The sequence below is a fragment of the Solirubrobacter ginsenosidimutans genome (genome assembly GCF_027587205.1).
In genome coordinates this window covers 1-23,400 of the sequence record NZ_JAPDOD010000004.1, presented here as the reverse complement: position 1 = coordinate 23,400, position 23,400 = coordinate 1, and the positions used below count along the sequence as shown (strand labels likewise).

Genomic DNA, 23,400 nt, shown 5'->3' with positions numbered 1-23,400 from the left:
TGTCTTAGCAGTCGATCGGCTCCAGCGATTGGGTCACCGCGGTCTTCAGCGACGTCGCGGCGTTCTTGGCCTGCGTCTCGGCGTCGGACGTCGCCAGCCCCGTGACGGCCTGCCGCGCGATGTCCTTTAGCTGGGTTCCGAACGCGGTCACCGCGTCCTGGACCTGCTGCTTGCGGTCGGGATTCAGATCGGCCTGCGCGTCCTTGATCTTCTGCAGGTCGCTCGTGATCGCGGTCAGCGCGGAGGTGACGCTCGTCTTGGTCGCGGTGTCGGCGGTGAGCGAGGTGAGGCTCTCCACCTGGGTCTGAATGTCGGCCCGGGCGGCGCACACCGTGCTCGCGGCCTGGTCCTGCGGTGTGGCCGGTGCTTTCGTGGCTGCCGGGCTCGACGTGGACGGCTCGTCCGAGGAGGAGCCGCAGCCGCCCAGCGCCACGGTCGCTGCCACGCACACACAGGCCGTACGTGTGGTGATGCGCTTCATGAGTCGTCTCCGTGAGTCGTGGTGCCGCGAAGCCTTCGCCGATGACGGTCTTCACGCATCGTCCCGTTGGGGTGATGTGCTGCCCGCCACCTCTCGGAGAGGATTGACCGATGAGCGCACAGAGCCAAGATCCGGTCGACCTCTACATCGCGGCCTACGCCGACCCCGACGCGGCCCAGGCGGATTGGGATGCCATCAAGGCGCTCGCCAAGGACGACGTGATCACGGTCGATGCGCTCGTGCTGGTGAGCCGCGACATGGACGGCAAGATCGACGTCAAGGACAACTTCCACGTGGTCGGCGTCGCGGCCGGGCTCGGGGCGGCCGGCGGCCTGCTGATCGGGCTGATCTTCCCGCCCGCGTTCCTGGCCTCGGGTCTGGTCGGCGCCGGACTCGGCGCGGGCGTCGGCGGCTTGGTCTCGCACGCGAGCAAGCAGGACATCAAGGAGCAGGTCGCCGCGTCCCTTCCGCCTGGCAGCTCCGGGATCGTCGCGCTGTTTGAAGACCGCTGGATCGAGGACGTGCAGAAGGCGACGGCGAAGGCGGACAACGTCGTCAAGCACGAGGTCGACAAGGACAGCGCCGAAGCGGCCAAGAAGGCCGCGGCCGGCGCCGCATAGACGCACCGCCGCGGAGTCAGGGCGAGCGCCTAGCCTTGGGCCATCCAATAGGGGGCACCATGGCAACGATCCACTTCACGACCACGACCACCGCGACGCCCGAGCAGTTCATCGCCGCCGTCACCGATTTCGGGCCGGGACGCTCGCAGATCTTCGGCAACACCGACGACAGCCAGCTCAAGGTCCACGACCAGGGACCGGACTGGGCCGACGTCACCGAGGGCAAGGGGCCGGCGTGGGAACGGCTGCGCTACGACTGGTCGGACCCGACCCGAATCCGCATGACGACGACCGACTCGAACACGTGGGGCGGAGCCTCCGGGCACACCTACACGTTCGACCGGCGGCCCGACGGCACGACCGGCGTCGACGTGGTCGTCGTGCGCGAGGGCAAGAACCTCAAGGGGCACGTGATCGGGGCGCTGCTCGGGCTGGTCGGCAAGCGCGTGTTCAGCGGCCAGTTCGAGAAGACGGTCAAGGCGATCGAGGCGCGTCCCGCGGTGTGATCGTCTTCCGGGTACCGCCGACGGCGGTGGAACGGGTGGGGTTCTCCTACTCGCCAACGCTTGAGGCGGTGCTGAGCTTGCACGTGCTGGTGGAGCCGAAGCATCACCCGGTCCAGCACGAGTGGGTGCGGGCGATGCGCCGGCTGTCGCCGGCGCTCAAGCGCGAGATCGACGTCTTCGCGTTCGCCTACCGCGCCTATTTCCCGGAGTTCTTCTTCCCGTCGGCGGCGGGGGAGTTGCTCGACTTCGAGGGGGAGCTGCGGCGGTTGCGTTCGATCGATCCCGAGCTGGCGCGCCTGGAGTTCGCGACGCCGTCCATCGGCCCGTCCGATGCGGTCGTGGCAGCGCTGTTGCTCGACGATCCCGGCGCGCTGCTCGAGCGGTTTCTGACCCTGCTCGAGGATTACTGGGAAGAGGCGTTCGCGCGGGAATGGGAGCGGATCGAGCCCGACCTCGCGGCGAGCGTGAGCGAGGCCGGTCGCCAGATCGAATCGGATGGCCTCTACGCGCTGTTGCGGGGGCTTTGGCCGGAGGTGCGCTGCGATGCCGAGCAAGGGAGGTTCTGGCTCGATCGCCCGCATGACCACGAGGTGCAGATCGGGGCGGACGATCGGCTGCTGCTGGCGCCCAGCACGTACGTATGGCCGCACGTCCGCGTGAACTGCGACGCGCCGTGGCCGCTCGGGCTGATCTTCCCGGCCTCCTCGATCGTGCGCGAGGCGCGGCCGCGGATCCCGCCCGCGCAGCTGGTGAGCGTGCTGCGCGCGCTGGCCGACGACACACGGCTGCGGGCACTGCGGTTGATCGCGGAGCGCCCGCGCACCACGCAGGAGCTCGCGCCACTGGTGGGAGTGACCGAGGCGGCGCTCTCGAAGCAGCTTCGCGCGCTCGCCGACGCGGGGCTGCTGGACCGCCGGCGTGAGGGCTACTACGTCCTCTACCGGCTCGTTCCCGAGCAGATCGAAGCGCTCGCACCGAGCCTGGGCTCGTTCCTGAGCCCAGCCGAAGACTGATTCGCTATCTGCCGAATCAGTTGATGCGTCTCCATCGCGTGGCCACCATGCGCTGCGCATGGGACTCCTGAGACAACGAGACTTCCTCCTGCTGTTCGTCGGGCAGGGCGTCTCGCGGCTCGGCGACGGCCTCTACACCGCCGTCGTGATCTGGCTGGCGTGGAGCCTGTCGCACGATCCCGGCTCCGTCGCGCTGGTGACGACGGCCGCATACGCGCCGGCGTTCCTGGCAACGCCGATCGGTGCCTCCTACGCGGACCGCCACGACCGCCGGCGGCTGATGATCGCCACCGACCTCGTCCGAGCGGCCGTGGTCGCCGTCGCGCCGATCCTGCTCGCCGCCGGCGCGTTGAACCTCACCCTGCTGGCCATCGGGGTCGCCCTGCTGGCGCTGATCGGCGCGCCGTTCTCCCCGGCGCGAAACGCGCTCGTGCCGCAGATCGCTCCGGCCGGGCGCTTGCTGGAGGCCAACGGCCTGCTGCAGGTCTCCTTCCGCGCCGCGTTCTTCGTCGGTCCGCTCCTGCTCGCGCCGTTGCTCGCGGTCCTCTCCCTGGAGCTCGTGCTGGCGCTGAACGTGCTGACGTTCCTCGCCTCCGCGGCCACGCTCGCCGCGATCCGGGTGCGCCCCGCCGCCGCGGGCGGTCAGGCGGTCGGGCTCCGGGAAGATCTGCTGGCGGGCTTCGCCGCGCTGCGGGCCGAACCGGACGTGCTCATCGTGATCCTCACGTTCGTGCTCGCGCTCGTCGCGGCCAGCGGCTTCCTGACCGTCGGCGTCGTGGCACTCGTCGGCGACGGCTTCGGCGGCGGCAACGGCCAGTACGGGTTGCTGCTCGGCATCGCCGGCGTCGCCGAGGTCTTCGGTGCGCTGGTGGTCGCGCGACTGCGCCTGCGTGATCTCGCCATCACCGCGGTGCTCGCCTGGGCGCTGCTCGGCGCGTTCCGGTTTCCGCTCGGGCTCGCGGGGACCCCGGCCGTCGCCGCGGCCCTGCTCGCCATCACGGGGTTCGCGTCCGCCCTGACCGACATCCCGCTGATCGCGCTCGTGCAGCAGCGGATCCCGGACCGTCACCTGGCCAAGGCGCTCGGCCTGTGGGAGGCCGGCATCGCCGGCGCGCTCTCGATCTCGCCGTTCATCACCGCGGGGACGATCAGCCTGGTCGGTGTGCGGAACGCGTTCATGGTCTCCGGCGTGGCGCTCATCTCGATCGCCACGATCGCCGCGGTCATCATCACCCGGCTCCGCGTGTCACACCCTGCCCGCGAGGCGATCAGCGAAGCGCGCTAGCCGCGCACGACGATCTGCTTGCCCTTGGGGAGCGCGGCGACGGTCGCGCGGTCGATGTTCAGGTGGGCGGCGACGAGCTCGGGCGGCGTCAATGCCATCCACTGCTCGAGGGAGACGTCGGCGTAGCGGTCCGCGCGGAACAGCTCGAGGAAGCGCAGCGTCGTGGTGCCCGTGTTCTCGATGTAGTGGCCCATCGGAAACGGGACGGAGCCGACGTCGCCGGCCTGGAAGTCGAAGGTCGCGGCCGTCCCCTGAGCGCCGAACACGGTCATTCGCGCCTGTCCGTCGAGGTAGTACTGCCACTCGTCGGCGTTCGGGTGCCAGTGCAGCTCCCGCATTCCGCCGGGGTCGACCTCGACCAGCGCCGCGGCGATCGATGCCGAGGCGGGGAAGTTCGAGGAGTCGACGATCTTGACCCGGCCACCGGGGCAGCTGACCGGCTTCTGCTGGGTGAGCCGGTACGTCAGGCTGTCAGGGACGGTCCCGGCGGGTGAGTGGACCGCGTCGGAGCTGAGCGGGCCCGGCACGACGCCTTCGAAGATGTAGCGCTCCTGCTCGCTCGGAAGGTGTGCGAAGGTCGACTCCGGCAGCCCGAAGTTCTTGGCCAGCACGCTGGGCGGCGTGTGGTCGAACCAATCGCAGATCAGGAACGTCTCGAACTCCGAGAACGCGCCGTCGTCGAAGACCAGCAGGAATTCGCAGCCGTCCTTCAGACCCTGGATCGAGTGGGGGAGCCCGGCGGGGAAGAACCACAGGTCGCCCGTGCCGACGTCGTCGATGAAGTTCCGGCCTTGGGCGTCGATCGCCGTCACGCGGGCGCTGCCGGAGAGCATGATCGCCCACTCCCCGGCCGCATGCCAGTGCAGCTCGCGGATCGCTCCCGGCTTCAACTGCATCTGCACGCCGGCGATCGTCGTGGCGACCGGCAGCTCGTGGACCGTCACCTGACGGGTCCAGCCGCCCGGCGTCACCCGCGTGTGTGCCGCGTCGAAGGAGAATTTGAGGTTGGGCAGTTCGCCGGCGTCGGTACTCGGCGGATTGAACGCGTCGGGGCCCGCGGGCGGCTCGCCGGCGGCGGACGCTCCCGCGCCGCCCGCGCTCGCCAGCTTGACTCCGCCCGCGCCCGCGGCGAGCGCGGCGCCGCTGACGAGCAGGTCCCTGCGGTTCAACGGGTGTCGCATGGCCGCATCGTCCGCGCGCGGCCGCCGCGTGACAGCTGACCCAGACTTCACGTCCTGCCTGGCCCGGAGGCCAGCGTCACGCCGCGCGGGCGTCCGCGATCGGCAGCGTGGCGGCGACCAGCGTCCCCCGGCCCGGCGGGCTCACGACCCGCAGCTCGCCGTTGTGCGCGGCGGCTCGGTCGCGGAGCCCGAGCAGCCCGGTGCTGGCGTCGCAACGCGCGCCGCCGACGCCGTCGTCGCGGACCGCGACGCGCAGCACGGAGCCGTCGATGGTCGCGCAGATCTGCACCTCGTCGGCCTCCGCGTGCCGGACGGCGTTGGTGAGCGCCTCCGCGACGATGAAGTAGGCCGTCGCCTCGAGCGCGGGCGGCAAGCGCTGCGCGGTCACCTCGACGGACACGGGGAGACGGGCGCGCGAGACCAGCGCTTCGATCCCGCCGCGCAGTCCCCCGCGCGTGAGCGCCGAAGGCAGGATCCCGTGCGCCAGCTCGCGGAGCTCGTAGTTGGCGGTGCGGGCGTGCGCCAGGGCCTCGTCGACCAGCTCGCGCGCCGGTCCGGTCACCCCGGCCGCCTCGAGCTCCTTGCGCGCCTCCGTCAGCGTCACGATCGTGTTCACCAGGCCGCGTTGCGCGCCGTCGTGCAGGTCGCGCCGGATCCGGCGCAGGGCGTCGTCGCCGGCGGCCACCACGCGGGCACGCGAGGCGCTGAGCTCCGCCCGGCTCTCGGCGGTGGCGATCACGATCCCGACGAGCTCGGCGAAGCCGGCCATCCGCCGCTCAGCGTCCGCCGGCAGCGGCCCGCGGGTCGTCGAGACCACGACCGCCCCCCAGAGGCGCCCGTCGACCATGACGGGGCTCGCGACCGTCGACCGGCCTGGGTGGCGCGCGTCGTCGGCGACCGGGCCGGACGCGCGGCTGCGGAGGTCGTCGTCCTGGCGCGCGGAGCGGCGGGTGCGAAACACCGTCGTGATGGCCATGGTGTCGTCGAGCGCGACCCTGCGGTCGTGGGGCAGGACGTCGGTGCACGGCCCCACCCCGGCCACGATCGTGGCGGCGCCCTCGGGCTCGTAGCGAACGACGGTCGCGTCCTCGCCGCCGAGGAGCGGACCGAGCTCGGCGGCGATCGCAGCGAAGATGTCCTGCCGGTGCCCGCCGCCGGCGACGGCCGTCGCGAGGCGCCGCAGCGCCGCCTGCTCGTCGGCCAGCGCCCGCGCCGTCTCGGGGAGCGGTGTCGGGCGCAACCGCGGCTCGGTGAGCTCGCGCAGGAGGTAGGCGTCGTGGTCGAGCGACTCCGCGTACCCTCGCTCTCCGGCGGGCAGGAGCAGCTCGCCGCCGTCGGGCGGCACGTCGAACCGCGTGCCCGCCAGCCAGCCGCCGTCGTCGCTCAGGACCCGCCCTGACCGCGTCAGCAGCGCCCGGCGACCGCGCGTCTCGGTCAGCTGCCGGTCGTAGCGCTTCCGCAGGCGGGCGTCTTGATCGCGCAGCAGTTGGCGCAGGTGCGACTCGACGGCGCGTGCCGCGGCGACGACGACGGCCAGACTGTGCGGCTCGACGTTGTGGCACAGCCCAGTCAGATCGATGACGCCCAGGAGGTCACCCGTCTCGGGATCGTGCACCGGCGCCGCCGCGCACGTCCAGGGCTGCACCACCTCGACGAAATGCTCACCGGCGAAGATCTCGACCGCGTGATCCGCTGCCAGCGCCGTCCCCACGGCGTTGGTCCCGCTGTCGTCCTCGCTCCACAGGGCGCCCTCCGTGAAGTTGAGCGTGTCGGCGGCCTGCGAGCGTACGCGCGCATCACCTTCCAGCGCCAACAGCAGTCCGTTCGCGTCGCTCACGACGATCAGGTGGTCGGAGTCGCCGGCGAAGCTCTCGAGGGCGTGGCGGATCAGAGGCGCGGCGACGCTTAGGGGATGGGTCTCCCAGCGCGTCGCCACCTCGTCGGGTGCGGCCGCGGTCGGCGCAAGCCGGCTGCCCGAGGGGTCGACCCCGGCGACGAGCGAGCGCTCCCACGACGCCAGCACCGGTGCCCGTACGCGCTCCGCGCGGCCGTCGACGACGAAGCGCTCCCACTCCCGCCGCACCTCGCGGGCCAGCTGAGCGGGCCGTGTGCGCGTCTCACTCGCCCGCCACTCATTGAGGGGCGTCACAGCCACGCTCTCACCGTGAAGCCGTGTCGCGAGTGAAACGACTCGATCCTCCAGGTCAGCTGGCGGGCGACCCAGAGGCCGCCGGCAGACCCGCCCCGGGGAGCCCGGTAGCCGGCCATGGGATCGTCGAAACCGGGTCCCCGGTCGACGACCTCGCAGACGAAGCGGCCGTCGACGCGGCCGGCGCGCACCGCCTCGATGCCACCCCCGTGGCGCACCGCGTTGGCCGCGATCTCCGTGCCGGCCACGAGCATTTCGAGCGTCCTGGACGCGCTCACCTGTTCCCGCGCCAGCTCACGAGCGAGCTGCTCGCGGAAGCGGTCGAGATCGTCGCCGGGCGCGAACGAGCGCAGTTGCGGCAGCTCCTCCGGAGGGCGCGTGAGCCGGCGCACGAGCCGCGGCGGGTCCTCGAAGGTGTCGCTGGCCTGCCAGTGGTCGTCGAAGACCTCCGGATGGGTCTGCCAGGCGGCATCGAGCAGGCGCTCCGGGCTCCGATTCGCATCGTAGGCGCAGACGACCCACACCGGGAGGTGGGCGTACGCGACGTTGGTGATCGCCTCATAGACCGTGAACTCGTTCCAGTCCTCGGCGGTGGGGCCGTACTGCGAGGCGCTGGCGACGGCGCGCACTGCCTGTCCTCCCGCCGTCTCCCGCCCGAACGCGCCGAAGTAGGTCGCGATCGTGCGCGCAGGGCGCGTGTAGACCGTGCCGATGTCGAGGAACGTCACCCGTGAGGCGTCAGGCCCGAGCGCCTCGCGCACCGTGGCGAGGCCGTCGCGCGTGTTGCCCACCATGCACCGCTCGCCGGCCGCGAGACCGTCGCGCAGGAACGCCACCGTACGCTCGACGTACTCCTCGTCGGACGTGTGGATGAAGGCGTGGTGACGGAGGGTGCTCATGGCACGTCCGTGTAGTACGCGTCCGGGGGATCGGATTCAAATGCGCTATCGCGGTTCCGCCGCCGCGGCGCGCAGCTTCGCCAGCGCACCCGCCTCGATCTGCCTCACCCGCTCGGCCGTCAGCCCGAGGGTCGCGCCGATCTCGCTCAGCGTCTGCTGAGCCTGATCGAGCCCGTAGCGTCCCGACAGCACGGTCCGCTCGCGGTCGTCGAGCACCCCGGTGAGCCCGCGCACCGACTCGCGCTGCTCGATCCGGTCCAGGACTTGCTCGTACTCGTCCTCCGCCAGCGGGTCGGCGAGCGTGTCCGAGACCGTGGCGCCGCCGCCCACCGGCGCATCGAGACTCTGCGCAGCCCGCTCGCTCGCCAGCAGGCTGTCGAGCTGGGCCGGTGCGAAGCCCGTCGCCGCGACGAGCTCCGCGCGTGTCGGCTCGGTGCCGTGGGCCTGCAGGTGCTCGCGCCGCGCACCCTTGACGCGGACCAGTCCGCGCACCGCGTGGTCGGTGAGCGCGACCGGTCCTGCCAGCTCGGCGAGCAGCTCGCGCATGGCCTTGCGGACCCAGAACGACGCATACGCCCAGAAGGGCGTCTCCATCCGTGCGTCGTAGCGCTTGACCGCCAGCAGCAGCCCGGCGACCCCCTCCTGCATCAGCTCGACGCGATCCACGCGCCTGCCGGGGTCGACCTGGCGGGCGAGCCTCGCGATCGCGGGCAGGAACGCTTCCACCAGCTCGCGACACGCGGCTTTGCTGCCGCCTTCGGTCGCGACGACCAGGTCGCGCTCGCGCTGCCGCGACAGCACGGCCGAAGAACCCTGCGAGGTCCCGGAGTCCGACGGTGCGAAGCGATGGGGCGGCGCCATCGCAGCGCCCAAGTTACACCGTTTCGCCGAGCGACAGACAGCGATTTCCTGACCGCCTCAGCGCGGCTCACCCACCCAGCGGATTGGCGGCGATGAGCTGGCAGAAGTTCGGCCGGACATAGCCGGCGAGCCTGCCCTCGAGGATGTCAGTGTTCATGGTGCCAAACGTCGTGTCCGGCCGGTCGCGCATGCCGTCGAAGAACGCGTCGACGATGCCCGACTTGAACCCGGTCCGGGGATGGGCCGCGATGATCTCGCTGCGCTGCTCGGGTGCGAGCTCGTCAGCATGCAGACCGAGCACGTCGCATTCCACGCCGGTGGTCACGAGCGCCACCTCTGCTCGCTTGCGGTGCGGAATCTCCGGCGTGGTGTGGAGCGCGATGGCGTCCCAGACGAGGGTGATCTCCGGCTCCGGCACACCGTGGCGTTCGAGGAAGGCCCGCGCGGCGTCGGCCCCGTCGAGCTCGAAGCGCTGGTGGGTCGAGCGATGCCCGTCGAGGAGCCCGATGTCGTGGAACATCGCTCCGACGTACAGCAGCTCGGCGTCGAACTCGAGCCCCCGCCGGCGGCCCAGGAGCGAGCCCCACAGGAAGACGCGGCGCGAGTGGTCGTACAGCAGCTGCGTCGAGACGTCGCGGACGAACTCGGTCGCCTCGCGCGCGAGCGCGCTGTCGGGCACGCGGATGCCGGCGATCGTGGTCGCGTCGGCCATCACGCGGCGCGCCTGGCCCGGGGGTCGCCGAAGCCCGCTTGGCGGCGCAGCCTGGCGGCGATCTCGGCGATCTCGTCAGGTGCGTAGTCGGGCGCGAACACGTCCGGCTGGGGCGGCGCCTCAGGCCACGCGAAGCCGTCCGGCGCCGGGTGCTCGACGCGCAGCTCCTCGCCGGTCTCGGGGTGGGCGCCCTTGAACACCGCGCCGAGCTCCCGGTAGTCGTCCGGCGTGAAGCGGTAGAGGGTCCGATGCGAACCGCGGTGGAGGTGCGGGCGGCACTCCGGGATCTTGTCGGTCGCGATCCGCGGCATCGGGAACGCCTTCGTGAGGTTCACGCCGGTGAGCAGCTCGAGCGCCCGCGCGTACGCGACCTGGTGCACGCCGCCGCGGACGAGCAGGTAGCCGGTCAGCGCGCGTGCGGCCGGGTGATCGACCGCCTCGTAGACCTTCAGCTTGCCATTGCGCGCGCCGGTCTCCAGGAAGTAGTTGTGCGTGAGGTCCTCGACGAGGTCACCGGAGGAGAAGACGTAGTCGCCGGTCCACGGCGCGCCACCGGAGTCGACGGGCAGCACGCCCTTGCCGGACTTCAGCGCGTGGGCGGGGTTGCCGTTGGCGACGATGTCGCGCGGGTTGGCACCCGTGAGCATCGTCGTGATCGTCGCGCCGACGGCCTCGATGTGGCCGTACTCCTCGGCGGCGATGTTGGCGATCAGGTCGTAGAACGGCCGCAGCTCCTTCCGGCCGCGGAAGCTGAACGACTGGAACGTGTAGTTCATGAGCGTCGACATCTCGCCGAAGCGCCCGCCCATCAGCTCCTGCACGGCCATTGCGCCGGCCGGGTCCGGATCGCCGCTGGGGATCTCGACGCCAAGCCGGTCGTAGCGAAGAATCATGGAGCCGAGGATGCGGGCGGTGAGGACCCGCGTCACGAGCGTGCCTGGGAGCCGACACGTTCGGGTGGCGGCGCGATCGAGGAGCCAATGACTGTGCACTGGCGGATGCGAGCGCGACACTGCGGCAGGACACTGACGAGGTCTCATGGAACCCGCCGGCAGTTCACATGACCGTATGGGACCGACCTCGGCCCGGCCGGGCCTGGCGGAAGAGCGCGCGGCACTGCACCGGATCGCCGCACTGGCCATGGACCGGGGCACCCCGGAAGCGGTCTTCGGCGGCGTCGCGGAGCAGGCCGCACGACTCCTGAAGGCCGACCGCGGCACCGTCTGCCGGTTCGAGCCCGACGGCACGGTGAGCGTGGCCGGGGCGTGGATGGCCGCCGAAGCCCGCAAGGGCACGCGCGAGCAGCCCGGCGGGCGCGTGATCAAGCTCAACGCCGGGCGGTCCAACCGCGGTGCGACCGTCGGCGCGCCGGTCCGGATCGACGGCCGCGTCTGGGGCCTGATCCGCGCGACGCGGCGCGCGGCATTCGCGCCGGAGGCCGAGCCGCGGTTGGTGCAGTTCGCCGCGCTCGCGGCGCCGGCGATCGCCGCCGTGGAGGCGCGCGAGCGGCTGCGGCGGATGGAGAACGTGCAGGCGGCGGTGCGGCGAGTGACCGCGCTGGTCGCGCTCGGGCAGCGGCCGCACGGGGTCGGCGACGCGGTGGCGGCAGAGCTGACGGCGCTCCTCGCCGCCGATCAGGTCTTCGTGTGCCGGTACGAGCGCGATACGACGCTGACCGTGCTGGCGCACCGCGGCTCGGGCCTGCGGCCGCTGCCGCCGGGCGCGAGCGTCAACCACGACGGCGCGAGCGTGGAGGGGACGGTCCGGCGCACCGCGCGGTTCGCCCGTACCGAGCATCACGAGGACGAGCTTGCCGAGCTCGCGGGCACCGGAGGCGCGCGTGCCGCGATCGCCTGGCCGATCGTCGTCGCCGGCCGGCTGTGGGGTGCGATCTCGGCGAGCTGGGACCGGGCACGGCCCGCGCCCGACACCGAGCAGCAGATCGCCGAGTTCGCCCAGCTGCTCTCGGCGGCGATCGCCAACGCCGACGCCAACGACGAGCTCACCGCGTCGCGGTCGCGGCTGCTCAGTGCGGCGGACGCGGCTCGCCGCAAGGTGGTCCGCGACCTGCACGACGGTGCCCAGCAGCGGCTCGTCGAGACCGTGCTGACGCTGAAGCTCGCGCAGCGGGCGCTCCGCGACGCCGGCGCCGACGGCGCCGCGGCGCCGCTCGTCGACGAGGCGCTCGCCTACGCCGAGCAGGGCACGACGGAGCTCCGCGAGCTGTCGCACGGGATCCTGCCGACGGTGCTCTCGAGGAACGGCCTGCAGGCCGGCGTGGGCGCGCTCGTGGAGCGGGTTTCCCTCCCCGTCCAGGCGGACGTCTGCGCCGAGCGCTTCCCGGCGGATATCGAGGCGAGCGCGTACTTCATCATCGCCGAGGCGCTGACGAACGTCGTCAAGCACGCCCGCGCGACGCGCGCCGAGGTGACGGTGATGGTGGAAAGCGGCATCGTCCACGTACGCGTGCGCGATGACGGAATCGGCGGTGCCGGAGCCGACGGCGGCGGGTTGGCCGGTCTCAGCGACCGGACGATCGCCTTCGGAGGCGAGCTGAGCATCGACAGCCCGGCGGGCGGCGGGACGCTTCTCAGCGCCACGTTGCCGCTGCCGGGAAGCTGGTGTCGTATCACCCGGTCCCGATAGGACGCTCGGGACAGAGCCTGTGGTCGCCCATGACCGGCGCGCGGTTGCGGAACCGGAATGGGAGAACGGAGTGGAGATGTCCAAGCCGGTGCTGTGTGTGGCGATCGCGGCGGCCTGCGCGCTCTTGGCCGGGCCGCCGCCGGGCGCGAGCGCCGCGGCCGCGACGGAGACGGTGACCGGCGCGTGGACGTCGCAGTGGTTCGTCGAGCTGGAGAGCGCGCCGGCGGCGGACGGCACGGCAGAACCCGTGCTCGAGAACGAGCACGTCCGCTTCAAGGCCGAGGCGCGGACGGCGGGGATCCGCTATCGGGAGCGCTTCGCGTACGACACGTTGTTCAACGGCGTCTCGGTCTCGGCCACCGACGCCGGGGCGGCGGAGCTCCGCAACCTCGACGGCGTGTCGGCGGTCTATCCCGTGCAGACGCTCTCGCTCGGCGATCCTGAGCCGACCGCGGCGTTCAAGCCGGAGCTGGCCTTCGCGCTCACGATGACGGGCGCCGACATCGCGCAGAGCCAGCTCGGCTACACGGGCCGCGGGATCCACGTCGCGATCGTGGACTCCGGGGTCGACTACGACCACCCCGACCTCGGCGGCTGCTTCGGACCGCGCTGCCGGGTCACGAACGGCTACGACTTCGTCGGCGACGACTACGACGACGAGCAGCGCAACGCCACGTGGCAGCCGGTACCGCACCCCGACCCCTACCCGGATGATTGCTACGGCCACGGCACGCACGTGGCGGGCATCGTCGGCGCCAACGGCACGGTCCGCGGCGTCGCCCCGGACGTCACGTTCGGCTCCTACCGCGTGATCGGATGCCATGGCGGGGCGTCGGACGACGTGCTGCTGGCCGCGCTCGAGCGCGTCTACCGCGACGGCGCCGACGTGGTCAACATGAGCATCGGCGACGCGCTCAACGCCTGGCCCCAGTCGCCCACCGCGAAGGCCGCCGCGCGCCTGGTGCGCAGGGGCATCGTGGTCGTCGCCGCGGCCGGCAACAACTTCATCGACGGCCTGTTCGCCGCGGGCGCGCCGGGCGTGGGGGAGGGTGTGATCGACGCCGCCTCGGTGGACAACCTCGTCCAGTACGCGCTGGCGTTCACGATCTCGCCCGACGACCACGCGGTCCGGATCATGCCCGGCAACGGGTCCGCGCCGATCCCGGCCTCGGGCACAGGCACGTTCGCGGCGACCGGAACCCCGGCCTCGCTCGACGACGCCTGCAACCCGCTGCCGGCGGGCAGCCTCGCCGGCAAGGTCGCGCTGGTCCGCCGCGGCACGTGCACCTTCCTCGTGAAGGCGACGAACGTCGTCGCCGCCGGCGCCACGGGCATGATCGGCTACAGCAGCGACGACACGTTCCTCGGGACGCCGCTCGTGCCCGGCATCCCGGTACCGGTCGCCTACATCTCGCGGGCGGACGGCGAGCTGATCGACGCCCGCCTCAAGGCGGGGCCGGTGACCCTGCGCTGGGGCGCGATCACTTCGCTGCCGAGTGGAAGCGCCGGGCGGATCTCCGGGTTCTCGTCCCTGGGGCTCGCCGCCGACCTGTCGCTGAAGCCGGAGATCGCCGCGCCCGGCGGGTCGATCCTCTCGACGGTCCCGCTGGAGCTGGGGCGCTATGACGTGGCGAGCGGCACGTCGATGGCCTCGCCCCACGTCGCCGGTGCCGCGGCGCTTTACCTGCAGGCGCACCCCCACGCCGGCCCGGGCGTGGTCGCGTCGGCACTGGAGAACAGCGCCGATCCGGTGTCCTCGGCGAGTGGTGCCCTCGAGCCGGTCGTCCGGCAAGGGTCCGGGCTCGTCGACATCGACGACGCGATCCAGGCCACGACGCGGATCACGCCCGGCACGCTCTCGCTCGGCGACGACGGCGCTCGCACGCGTCAGGCGCTGACGATCGAGAACCGCAGCCGGGGCACCGTGACCTACACGCTCTCCTCCGCCGCGGCTCCCGCGATCGCCGGGCGCGACATCCTGTTCGCGCGCCTGGAGCCGAACCCGTCCGCCGTCACGTTCACGCTCGCCGGCCGGCCGGTCAGCTCCCTCACGCTCCCCGCCCGTGGCGCTGCCCGCATCGGCATCGACATCGCCCCGGACCCGGGCCTCTCGGAGGGAGCGGTCTATGGCGGCTATCTGGTCTTCACGCCGACCGACGACAACGACCCGCCGCTGCGCGTGCCGTACGCGGGCTACAAGGGCGACTACCAGACCGTCCCGGTGCTGACGCCAACCACGCAGGGCTTCCCGTGGCTGGCCCGGCAGACCGGCCTTTCGACCACCGGGCTGGTGCTGCCCGTCTACACCAAGCAGGACGCGAGCGCGGTGTTCACCATGGCACCGGTCACGTTCGGGTCGCGCACCGGCGCCGACATCCCGTTCGTGCTCGTGCACCTGAACAACTTCGCCCGGCGGATCCGCGTCGAGGTGCTGCGCCCCGGTCGCCGGCACAGCCTCGGCGTGGCGCTCACACAGGACTACGTCCCGCGCGATCAGGTCGAGAACCTCCTCAGCACCCCGGGCGGGACCACGACCGCGCTGCCGTTCGACGGCACGGTCCGGCGCGGTCGGCAGCACGTGCGCCTGCCCGACGGCGACTACCAGCTGGTGGTGTCGGCCGAGGGGCCGCTGGCGGGCCGCACGGACGCGCCGGAGACCTGGACATCGCCGGTGTTCCGCATCCAGCGAGGCTAGAAGGGCGCTGAATTGGGACGAACGTCAACTGCGCCGGGTGGGGGAGGGGGTGTGGCTCGCCCTTCGTTGTTGCCTGCCGTCGTCCGCCTCGCGGCTCGGCTCTGTTGCCCCGAGGTGCTGTGCCGGGAGACCGACAGTTACGGGCCACGGAGAGAAAGGGTGTCCCTCGCGCCCGTCTCTCGGTCGCCATGGTGGACCGTGCGCGTTTGAGGGTCCGCGCGCGGGTTTCGATCGGGTTCGCACTGGTCGAGTTGGCGCGTTGATGGGGGTGGGGTCAAAAAGCTTCCTGTCAGGACGTTTTTTGACCCCACCCCCCTCGCAGACCGCGGCATCCGGGTGATCGGCGTGCGTGAGAACGCACTTTCTGTCTCCGTGGCCCGTACCTCGACGGTCAGTCTCAACCACCAACCGAGGTGGGAAGTCCGGCCACCCAGCGGGGCCACGGCAGTTAGGAACGGGTGGCACCAAGAAGCGGCCCCCTCCCCACTCGGAGCAGTTGACGTTCGACCCCCTCAAGCGACGAAGGGCCAGCGGCGCTTGCGCTGCGGCCGGCCCGGGCGGACCTGGATCGCGCCGATCTCGCGGCCCGACACGGTGGACTCGCACGCGACGACGCCAACCGCCGCTGCGCAGAACCGACTACTTCAGGACGCTTTTAGTCGAAGGGGAGGACGAATTCGAGCTGGCTGCGCGAACTGATCTCGAGCTTGCCGAACACCTTGTGGAGGTGGAACTGGACGGTGCGCGGGCTGATGAACAGCCGCGCGGCGATCTCGGGATTGGAGAGGCCCTGGCGCGCCATCCGGGCCACCTGGGCCTCTTGCGCCGTCAGCTCGTCCGCGGTCCCGACCCGGCGCTTGCGCGCCGTCTCGCCCGTCGCCAGCAGCTCGCGGGCGGCCCGGTCGGCGAACGCCGCCGCGCCCATGGCGGTGAAGAGCTCGTGGGCGGTGCGCAGGTGCGTGCGGGCATCGAGTCTGCGGCGGGAGCGGCGCAGCCACTCGCCGTAGACGAGGTGCGCGCGGGCCAGCTCGCCGCGCACGTGCGTGCGGCTGAGGCGCTCGACCGCCTCGCGGTAGCACGCCTCGGCCGCCGCGCCCTGACGCAGCAGCGCGCTCGACCGGGCCTCGACGCCGAGGCCCCAGTCGGTCCCGCTGGGTCCGGTGGCCTCGCGCAGCCGCTCCAGCGCGATGGCGGCGGACTCGGTGTCGCGGTCGCGGGCCGCGGCCTCGACGAGCTCGATCAGCGCCTTCGCGTAGACCCCGCCGGGGTGGTGCTCGCTGGAGCGCCGCGCCGCCGCGAGCGCGGCGTCATGGCGGCCGAGCCCGTTGTAGAGCACCGCGGCGGCGTATTCCGCGAGCGTGATGGTGGTCTCCTCGCCGCGCTCGGCGGCGTCGGCGATCGCCGCCTCGATCCGCGCGCGGGCGGCCGCCTCATCCCCGCGCCAGCCGTGCAAGAGCAGCGTGGCATCGGTCAGCGGCGCGCTGCGGGTCGCCTCGGCGAGCGCGTCCGCCTCGTCGAGCTCGAGCTGCGCGCCGGCGAACTCGCCGGCGGTGATCAGGTAGGCCGCGTGCATCTCCAGCGCGGCCGGCAGCACGGTCAGCGCGCCGGACTCCCGGGCGAGTGCCACGTGGCGCGTCGAGAGGACGTGCCAGCTCTCGTCGTCCCAGAGGTTGAGCGCGACCAGGGAGGCATAGGCGAGTCCCCGCAGCTGATCCTCGCCGGTCAGCGTCTCGTTGCGGAAGGCGTCCAGCGCGCGGCGGAGCATCGGCAGCGCGGCCGCCGGGCTGTCGATGATCGCGAGCGCCTGTCCCGTGAGCACCAGCTCGACGGCGCGGGGAGGCGGGGGTGCCGCGATCACGGCCTGCATCGCCGCCTCGAGCCACTCGCGCTGGCCGGTGGTCAGCGCGGCCCCGAGCGCCTCCGTGTAGGTCTCGCGCGCGAGTGCCGGATCCAGCGGCTCGAGCCGGCGCGCGGCCAGCATCAGCAGCGGCGGCGCGTCGGCGCCGCGCCGCTGTGCGAAGGCCAGCCGTGCACGCAGCCGGTCGGCGCGGGCGAGCTGCAGCTCGTTCAGCGGGCCGAGCCCGGCGATCGCGAGCAGGCGGGTCGCGGCGTCGGCCGCGCCCGCGTCGTGCTCGGCCTGTGCCGCCGCCAGCGCGCGTTCCGTGCGCCGCGCGGGGTCGGCGGTCAGCGCCGTGGCACGTTCCAGGAACGCCGCGGCGGCGGCCAGCCCGCCGCGCGCATGGGCGCGGCTCGCCGAGCGCTCGAGCTGGGCGGCGACGTCCTCGTTCGCGCCCCACGCCGCCTGCGCGCGATGCCAGGCGCGGCGGTCGGGATCGTGCTCGGGGTCTGTGGCATCGGCCAGCGCGCCGTGCACCGCGCGGCGCTCCTGCGCCGTCGCCCCGCCGTAGACCGCGGAGCGCACGAGCGGATGGAAGAACTCGACGCGCGCCCCGAGCCGGAACAGCTCGGCGGCCTCGGCCGGTGCGGCGGCGCCGGCATCGATGCCCAGTCCGGCGCAGGCGCGCCAGAGCAGTGCGGCGTCGCCCGTCGGCTCTGCCGCCGCGGCGAGCACGAGCTGGCGTGTGTCCGCGGGCAGCGAAGCGATGCGCTGGCGGAAGCTCGCCTCGATGCGGCCCGAGAGCGGCGCGGTCGGCAGCGCGAAGCCGCCGGCGAGCTCGGCCGCCGTCAGGCCGCGCGGGAGCTCCAGCAAGGCCAGCGGGTTGCCCGCGGTCTCGGCGAGGATGCGGTCGCGGACGCGCTCGTCGAGCGCTTTGCCCACGACCGAGTCCAGCAGCGCGCCGGCGTCCTCGTCGCGCAGCCCCTCGACGACCAGTTCCGGTAGGCCGCTCAGCTCGTCGGCCGGAGCGCGCGTGGCGAGGATCAGCGCCACCGACTCGGCGTAGAGGCGGCGGGCGACGAACGCCAGCGTGTCGAGCGATGCGCGGTCGAGCCACTGCGCGTCGTCGATGACGCAGACGAGCGGCTGCTCCGCCGCCATCTCGGAGAACAGGCTCAGGGTCGCGAGCCCGATCAGGAAGCGATCCGCCCCGCGCCCGTTGCTCAGGCCGAACACCGTGTCGAGCGCCTCACGCTGCGGCGGCGGCAGGCGGTCGAGCCGGTCGAGCATCGGCCCGCACAGCTGATGCAGGCCGGCGAACGCGAGCTCCATCTCCGAGTCCACGCCGGCCGCGCGGGCCACGCGCGCGTCCGTCGCCGCATGCGCCGCGTAATCGAGCAGCGCGGACTTGCCGATGCCGGTCTGGCCGCGCAGCACCAGCACGGCGCTGTGCCCCCGGCGGAGCTCGTCGAGCACGCGATCGAGAGCCGCGCATTCGTTGCGGCGCCCTCGCAACACGGTCAGCCTCCAGGCTGAGACGGTCGAGCCACGCCATTGAGCATAAAGAGTGGCAAATAATTTCCCGGCGCACGCCCGTTCGGGCCTCCCGCGGGCGGTGGAGGTCGTCCCGGCAGGGGCCAGGGGCTAGACGTTCGACTCGAGCTCTTCTTCGAAGCGAACCAGGAGGCTGAGATGTCGAAGGTTGCATGGACCGGCGATGGACGTCCGGAGCGCGGCGGTGGTTGACCGTTTCGCGCTCTGGGTCTACGGCGTCCTCGACAGTGACGCGCCTGGGCCGGCCCGAGGCCAGGGCGTGGATGGTCAACCGGTCGAGATCGTCCGCGCGGACGGGTTCGCGGCACTCGTGAGCCGTGTGCCCTGCCCGCGCTTCGACACGCACGTCCTGTGCCGCTCGCTGCAGGAGCGGCGGACGTTCGAGGCGCTCGTCCGCGCGCACCAGGACGTGCTGCGTGAGGCGCTCGCGCTCGGCGCGGTGGTGCCGTTCGGCTTCGCCACCGTGCTCGAGAACGAGGCGGCCCTGCGCGCGCTGCTCAAGCGTGATCGCGCGCGGCTCACCGAGGGCCTGGCGCGCCTGCGCGGCATGAGCGAGTGGAGCCTGAAGGCCTACTCCGACGAGCACCGCGGCGGCCCGCTCGTCGATGCGCTCCACGAACGCTTGGCTTCCACCACGACCGGCGCGGCGCGGCTGCCGTCCGCCGAACGCTGCGTGGCACTCCACGCCGCGTATCTCGTCACCGAAGCCGAGGCGACGGTCTTCGCCGGGCTCGTGTGGAGGCTCGCCCGCGAGCATGACGCGGACGGGATCTCGCTCGAGCTCACCGGCCCCTGGCCCGCGTTCCACTTCAGCCAGGCACCGGCGACGGCCTGTTTGACCGGTGAGCGATAATCCCGGCGTGAGCCCACGGAGGCGCGTCGCGGCTGTCGTGGCGGCCCTTGCTCTGGCATGCCTTGCCATGGCGTGCGGGCGGGAGACCCCGGCGGCGCGGAGTACGGCGACGATCGCGTCGTCTCCGGCCGTGGGACGCACGCTGGGGCCGAACGGTGAGCGGGCGACGCCGGCGAGCGCGCTCACGCTCACGCCGCGGGAGGTCGCCGCCGTCAGGGCCGGCCACCACGACGCGGCGCTCGTCTGGCACGAGGACTCGGACTTCACCACGGCCGTGACGGCGGGCGTGCGCGACGCGTTCCGTCCGCTCGGCATCCGCGTCGTCGCGCAGACGAGTGCCGGGTTCGATCCGGCGAAGCAGAAGTCCGACATCGAGACGGCGATGGCGAGGCGGCCGGACGTGATGCTCACGCTGCCGGTCGATCCGGTGCTCACGGCGTCGGCGTACCGGCAGGCGGCGCGCGAGGGCACGCGCATCGTGCTGCTCTCGAACGTTCCGCGGGGGATGCGTCCCGGGCGCGACTATGTCGGCGTCGTCACGGACGATCTCTTCGACATGGGCAGGCGCGCGGCCGACGCGATCGCCGCGGCGGCGGGCGACGGGGGAGAGGTCGGCTACTTCTTCCGCGACGCCGACTCGTTCGTCGCCAATCAGCGCGACCGTGCGTTCTTGAAGACGATGACGACCACCTATCCCGGGATCGACGTCGACGTCACGCAGGGCATCGCCGACCCCAACACGGCGCAGGCGCAGGCCAGCGGCGCGATCGTCAGGGCTCCGGACCTCGACGCGGTGTACGTCACGTTCTCCGAACCGGTGGGAGACGGCGTGCTCGCCGCGTTGCGGGCTGCGAGCAACACGAGGACGAAGATCGTCAGCCTCGACCTCGACGAGCCGCTCGCGCTCGACATGGCCCGACGCGGGCAGACCTTCGCGCTGATCGCCGATCGCGCGTACGACCTCGGGCGGGCGATGGCGACGTCCGCCGCGTACGGGCTGCTCGGTAAGCCGGCGCCGCCGTTCGTCGTCGTCCCGGCGCTCACGATCACTCGTTCGAACCTCGTCGAGGGCTACCGCGAGTCGCTGCACCGCGATCCTCCGGCGAGCGTGCTCGAGGCGCTGCGCGGGTAGCGCTTGCGCACCTCGCTCGTCCTCGCGGCACTGGTCGGGGTGTTCGCGGTCTTCGCCGTCGGGTTGCACGACCACGGCTTCACGAGCGAGACGAACCTGCTCAACATCGTCCGCCAGGCGGCGCCCGTGACCGTCATGGCGGTCGCCGTCGTCTTCGTGCTCAGCGCCGGGCAGATCGATCTCTCGCTCGGCGCCGTCGTCGCGCTGGCGGCGGTCACGACCGCGAAGCTGCTCGAGAGCGCGGGCATCGTGCCGGCGGTCGCCGCAGGGCTCGGCGTCGGGCTCGCCGCCGGCGCGCTGAACGGGCTCCTCGTGACGGTGCTGCGTCTGCCGTCCTTCCTCGTCACGCTGGCCACGCTGTTCATCGTCACCGGCCTGGCTCGCACGCTCAGCGATCTGCGCTCGATCGCGATCGCCAGCGACGGCTTCGTCGCGGTCTTCGGCTCCGGCGACCTCGGGCCGGTCCCAGGTCTGGCGGTGTGGGGGCTCGGCGCGGTCGCGCTCGGGCACTTCGGTCTCCATCACACCCGCTTCGGCGCGCACGTCCTCGCCACCGGCGACAACGCCGCCGCCGCGCGCCTGGCCGGCATCCGGATCGAGCGGGTCCGGTTCGGCGTGCTGACGCTGAGCGGAGCTGCCGCCGCGCTCGCCGGCATCCTCTACGCGGGCCGTCTCGGAGGAGCCACGTACACGCTGGGCGAGAGCGATCTGCTGATCGTGATCGCCGCGGTCGTGATCGGCGGCACGCGGCTCTTCGGCGGCAAGGGCAGCGTGATCGGCGCGCTGCTCGGCAGCCTGCTGCTGGCCACGTTGACGAACGGCCTGATCCTGTGGGGACTGTCCTCGTCGGAACAGCTGATCGCGCAGGGCGTCCTGCTGCTGACGGCCATCGCGCTCACGCTGCGGGAGCCGGCCGCATGAGCGCCCCGCTCGTGTGCCTCGAGGGCGTGCGCAAGGAGTTCGGCGCGGTCGTGGCCGTCGAGCGGCTGACGCTCGAGCTCGACGCGGGGGAGATCGTCGCGCTCGTCGGCGACAACGGCGCCGGCAAGTCGACGGTCGTGAACTGCCTCGCAGGCGTCCATGCGCCCACCTCCGGGCGCATCCTGCTCGAGGGCGAGCCCGTCCGCTTCTCCGGTCCGCTCGACGCCCGCAGCCACGGGATCGAGGTCGTGCCCCAGGACCTTGCGCTGGCCGACGCGCAACCCGTGTACATGAACGTGTTCCTCGGGCGCGAGCGCGTCACGGGCCCGCTGCGACGGCTCGACCGCGGCGCGATGGCCGCCGCCGCGACGGCGTTGCTGGACGAGCTCGACGTGCGGATCGACAGCGTGCGGGCGCCGGTCCACACCCTGTCCGGAGGGCAGCGGCAGGGCGTGGCGATCGCGCGCGCCATGCTGTGGGCGCAGCGGCTCGTGCTGATGGACGAGCCGACGGCGGCCCTCGGCGTGACGGAGACCCGGCGGGTGGAGGAGCTGATCCTCCGCCTGCGCGAGCGCGGCAAGGCGATCCTCCTCGTGAGCCATTCGCTCGACCAGGTCCTGCGCCTCGCCGACCGGATCTGCGTCCTGCGGCGCGGCCGGCAGGTCGGTGTGCTCGCACGCGAGGAGACGAGCGGCGACGAGATCGTCGCGATGATCACGGGCCTGCGCTGAGCACACCGCCGCTGTCCCTTGGGACGAGGGGGACCCGGCGGTCGGCCAGGCTTCGCCGGCGCGCGCGACCGGGATCGTTGGCTGTCCTTGAGAGTGCGGTCTCAGCCGAACGCGTTGCGCGGCCGGTGGCGCGAACGGGCGCTGCTCGACCGGCTGCTCGCCTCGGTCCGAGTCCGCGAAAGCCGGTCGCTGGTCGTGCGCGGGGAGGCCGGTGTGGGCAAGACCGCGCTGCTCGAGTACGTCGCCGCCCGCGCGTCCGACGATGAGGTGCTGCGCGCGGTCGGGGTCGAGTCGGAGATCGAGCTGCCGTTCGCCGCGCTGCACCAGCTGTGCGTCCCGTTGCTGGATCGGCTGGAGCGCCTTCCGGTGCCGCAGCGCGACGCCCTGAACACGGCGTTCGGCCTGCACGCCGGCGACGTCCCGGATCGCTTCGTGGTCGGCCTCGCGGTGCTCAGTCTGCTCGGCGAGGCGGCCGAGGAGCGGCCGCTGATCTGCCTCGTCGACGATGCGCAGTGGCTCGACCGGACGTCGGCGCAGGTGCTCGCGTTCGTCGCCCGCCGCCTCGAGGCCGAGGGCGTCGCGCTCGTGTTCGCGGAGCGCGAGGCGAGCTCGATCCTCGCCGGACTCCCGGCGCTCGTGGTCGAAGGGCTCGACTTCCAGGCCGCGCGCGCCCTGCTCGAGGACGCGCTCGCCGGCCCGCTCGACCCGCGGGTGCGCGACCGCATCATCGCCGAGACGCGCGGCAACCCGCTCGCGCTGCTCGAACTGCCGCGCGGGATGACGCCGGCCGAGCTCGCGGGCGGGTTCGGGTTGCCGGACGCGACCCCGCTCGGGGACCGGATCGAGCGCAGCTTCCAGCGCCGGGTCGCCGGCATGCCGCGCGCGACGCGGCAGCTGCTGCTGATCGCGGCGGCCGAGCCGATCGGGGATCCGACCCGGCTCTGGCAGGCCGCCGCGCGGCTGCGGGTCGACGTCGTCGCCGCGCTGGCCGGGGCCGAGGACCTGATCGCCGTGGACGCCCGCGTGCGCTTCCGGCACCCGCTCGTGCGCTCGGCGATCTACCGGGTCGCCACGCCGAAGGAGCGCAGTGAGGTGCACCGCGCGCTGGCGGAGTCGATCCCGGACGGCATCGACCCGGACCGCCGCACGTGGCATCGCGCGCATGCCGCGGCCGGCTCCGATGAGGAGATCGCGGCCGAGCTGGAGGCCTCGGCGGGCCGCGCGCAGGCGCGCGGCGGCCTCGCCGCCGCGGCCGCCTTCCTCGAGCGCGCCGTCGAGTTGACGCCGGATCCCGGGCGGCGCGCGCAGCGCGCGCTCGCGGCCG

General features: G+C 72.7%; 19 protein-coding genes. 11 read left to right on the top strand and 8 right to left on the bottom strand.

What is annotated here, in order from left to right; translation table 11 throughout:
* Positions 1–4: 4 nt before the first annotated feature.
* Positions 5–445, bottom strand: coding sequence for a hypothetical protein (locus tag OM076_RS06715; RefSeq protein ID WP_270038722.1), 441 nt, complete (start codon positions 443–445; stop codon positions 5–7).
* A 146-nt stretch (positions 446–591) separates the two neighbouring features.
* Between OM076_RS06715 and OM076_RS06710 the strand changes: the two genes are divergently transcribed.
* From OM076_RS06710 to OM076_RS06695, 4 genes are read left to right on the top strand one after another with little or no spacing between them, the layout of a single operon-like run.
* Entirely contained in the window at positions 592–1,101 is a 510-nt protein-coding gene (locus OM076_RS06710) for a DUF1269 domain-containing protein (RefSeq protein WP_270038721.1), read from the top strand.
* A gap of 59 nt (positions 1,102–1,160) precedes the next feature.
* Positions 1,161–1,607, top strand: coding sequence for a hypothetical protein (locus OM076_RS06705; protein WP_270038720.1), 447 nt, complete (start codon positions 1,161–1,163; stop codon positions 1,605–1,607).
* Positions 1,604–2,620 carry an ArsR/SmtB family transcription factor gene (locus OM076_RS45905; RefSeq protein ID WP_308214335.1) on the top strand — a complete coding sequence of 339 codons (1,017 nt, stop codon included), beginning with the start codon at positions 1,604–1,606 and terminating at the stop codon, positions 2,618–2,620. The genes OM076_RS06705 and OM076_RS45905 overlap by 4 nt, the downstream gene beginning before the upstream one ends.
* A 58-nt stretch (positions 2,621–2,678) precedes the next feature.
* On the top strand, positions 2,679–3,905 hold the full coding sequence (locus OM076_RS06695; protein WP_270038719.1) for an MFS transporter: 1,227 nt from the start codon (positions 2,679–2,681) through the stop codon (positions 3,903–3,905).
* On the opposite strand, the gene OM076_RS06690 is transcribed toward OM076_RS06695, so the two are convergent.
* From OM076_RS06690 to OM076_RS06665, 6 genes are all read right to left on the bottom strand, one after another.
* On the bottom strand, positions 3,902–5,086 hold the full coding sequence (locus tag OM076_RS06690) for a cupin domain-containing protein (RefSeq protein ID WP_270038718.1): 1,185 nt from the start codon (positions 5,084–5,086) through the stop codon (positions 3,902–3,904). The genes OM076_RS06695 and OM076_RS06690 overlap by 4 nt on opposite strands.
* 76 nt (positions 5,087–5,162) lie before the next feature.
* Positions 5,163–7,241: a GAF domain-containing protein gene (locus tag OM076_RS45900; RefSeq protein ID WP_270038717.1), complete on the bottom strand. Its 2,079-nt coding sequence runs from the start codon at positions 7,239–7,241 to the stop codon at positions 5,163–5,165.
* Entirely contained in the window at positions 7,232–8,134 is a 903-nt protein-coding gene (locus OM076_RS06680; RefSeq protein WP_270038716.1) for an anti-sigma factor RsbA family regulatory protein, read from the bottom strand. The genes OM076_RS45900 and OM076_RS06680 overlap by 10 nt, the downstream gene beginning before the upstream one ends.
* Positions 8,135–8,179: 45 nt before the next feature.
* Positions 8,180–8,995, bottom strand: coding sequence for a sigma-70 family RNA polymerase sigma factor (locus OM076_RS06675; protein ID WP_270038715.1), 816 nt, complete (start codon positions 8,993–8,995; stop codon positions 8,180–8,182).
* A gap of 67 nt (positions 8,996–9,062) precedes the next feature.
* A complete protein-coding gene (locus tag OM076_RS06670) occupies positions 9,063–9,707 on the bottom strand; it encodes an HD domain-containing protein (RefSeq protein WP_270038714.1) in 645 nt (214 codons plus the stop codon).
* Positions 9,707–10,600: a manganese catalase family protein gene (locus tag OM076_RS06665; protein WP_270038713.1), complete on the bottom strand. Its 894-nt coding sequence runs from the start codon at positions 10,598–10,600 to the stop codon at positions 9,707–9,709. The genes OM076_RS06670 and OM076_RS06665 overlap by 1 nt, the downstream gene beginning before the upstream one ends.
* Positions 10,601–10,775: 175 nt before the next feature.
* Between OM076_RS06665 and OM076_RS06660 the strand changes: the two genes are divergently transcribed.
* Together OM076_RS06660 and OM076_RS06655 are read left to right on the top strand one after the other, a co-directional pair.
* Positions 10,776–12,353 (top strand): sensor histidine kinase, encoded by a 1,578-nt coding sequence (locus tag OM076_RS06660; protein WP_270038712.1) that lies wholly within the window; start codon positions 10,776–10,778, stop codon positions 12,351–12,353.
* Between the two features lie 76 nt (positions 12,354–12,429).
* Entirely contained in the window at positions 12,430–15,048 is a 2,619-nt protein-coding gene (locus OM076_RS06655; protein WP_270038711.1) for a S8 family serine peptidase, read from the top strand.
* A gap of 655 nt (positions 15,049–15,703) precedes the next feature.
* Here OM076_RS06655 and OM076_RS06650 read toward each other — a convergent pair.
* Positions 15,704–18,403 (bottom strand): helix-turn-helix transcriptional regulator, encoded by a 2,700-nt coding sequence (locus OM076_RS06650; RefSeq protein WP_270038710.1) that lies wholly within the window; start codon positions 18,401–18,403, stop codon positions 15,704–15,706.
* 199 nt (positions 18,404–18,602) lie between these two features.
* Between OM076_RS06650 and OM076_RS06645 the strand changes: the two genes are divergently transcribed.
* The 5 genes from OM076_RS06645 to OM076_RS06625 all read left to right on the top strand — a co-directional run.
* Positions 18,603–19,292, top strand: coding sequence for a GvpL/GvpF family gas vesicle protein (locus OM076_RS06645; protein ID WP_270038709.1), 690 nt, complete (start codon positions 18,603–18,605; stop codon positions 19,290–19,292).
* 130 nt (positions 19,293–19,422) lie between these two features.
* Positions 19,423–20,424 (top strand): substrate-binding domain-containing protein, encoded by a 1,002-nt coding sequence (locus OM076_RS06640; RefSeq protein WP_270038708.1) that lies wholly within the window; start codon positions 19,423–19,425, stop codon positions 20,422–20,424.
* Positions 20,425–20,427: 3 nt separating this feature from the next.
* A complete protein-coding gene (locus tag OM076_RS06635; RefSeq protein ID WP_270038707.1) occupies positions 20,428–21,345 on the top strand; it encodes an ABC transporter permease in 918 nt (305 codons plus the stop codon).
* A complete protein-coding gene (locus OM076_RS06630; protein WP_270038706.1) occupies positions 21,342–22,076 on the top strand; it encodes an ATP-binding cassette domain-containing protein in 735 nt (244 codons plus the stop codon). The genes OM076_RS06635 and OM076_RS06630 overlap by 4 nt, the downstream gene beginning before the upstream one ends.
* 93 nt (positions 22,077–22,169) lie before the next feature.
* The coding region (locus OM076_RS06625) for an AAA family ATPase (protein ID WP_270039019.1) at positions 22,170–23,400 on the top strand (1,231 nt) is incomplete at its 3' end.

Excerpts from the sequence above, each read along its gene's own strand:
- OM076_RS06660 (WP_270038712.1), top strand. The coding sequence starts at position 10,776 with ATGGGACCGACCTCGGCCCGGCCGGGCCTGGCGGAAGAGCGCGCGGCA.
- OM076_RS06695 (WP_270038719.1), top strand. The coding sequence starts at position 2,679 with ATGGGACTCCTGAGACAACGAGACTTCCTCCTGCTGTTCGTCGGGCAG.
- OM076_RS06705 (WP_270038720.1), top strand. The coding sequence starts at position 1,161 with ATGGCAACGATCCACTTCACGACCACGACCACCGCGACGCCCGAGCAG.
- OM076_RS06710 (WP_270038721.1), top strand. The coding sequence starts at position 592 with ATGAGCGCACAGAGCCAAGATCCGGTCGACCTCTACATCGCGGCCTAC.
- OM076_RS06655 (WP_270038711.1), top strand. The coding sequence starts at position 12,430 with ATGTCCAAGCCGGTGCTGTGTGTGGCGATCGCGGCGGCCTGCGCGCTC.
- OM076_RS06690 (WP_270038718.1), bottom strand. The coding sequence starts at position 5,086 with ATGCGACACCCGTTGAACCGCAGGGACCTGCTCGTCAGCGGCGCCGCG.
- OM076_RS06670 (WP_270038714.1), bottom strand. The coding sequence starts at position 9,707 with ATGGCCGACGCGACCACGATCGCCGGCATCCGCGTGCCCGACAGCGCG.
- OM076_RS06665 (WP_270038713.1), bottom strand. The coding sequence starts at position 10,600 with ATGATTCTTCGCTACGACCGGCTTGGCGTCGAGATCCCCAGCGGCGAT.
- OM076_RS06630 (WP_270038706.1), top strand. The coding sequence starts at position 21,342 with ATGAGCGCCCCGCTCGTGTGCCTCGAGGGCGTGCGCAAGGAGTTCGGC.
- OM076_RS06680 (WP_270038716.1), bottom strand. The coding sequence starts at position 8,134 with ATGAGCACCCTCCGTCACCACGCCTTCATCCACACGTCCGACGAGGAG.
- OM076_RS06675 (WP_270038715.1), bottom strand. The coding sequence starts at position 8,995 with ATGGCGCCGCCCCATCGCTTCGCACCGTCGGACTCCGGGACCTCGCAG.
- OM076_RS06645 (WP_270038709.1), top strand. The coding sequence starts at position 18,603 with ATGGACGTCCGGAGCGCGGCGGTGGTTGACCGTTTCGCGCTCTGGGTC.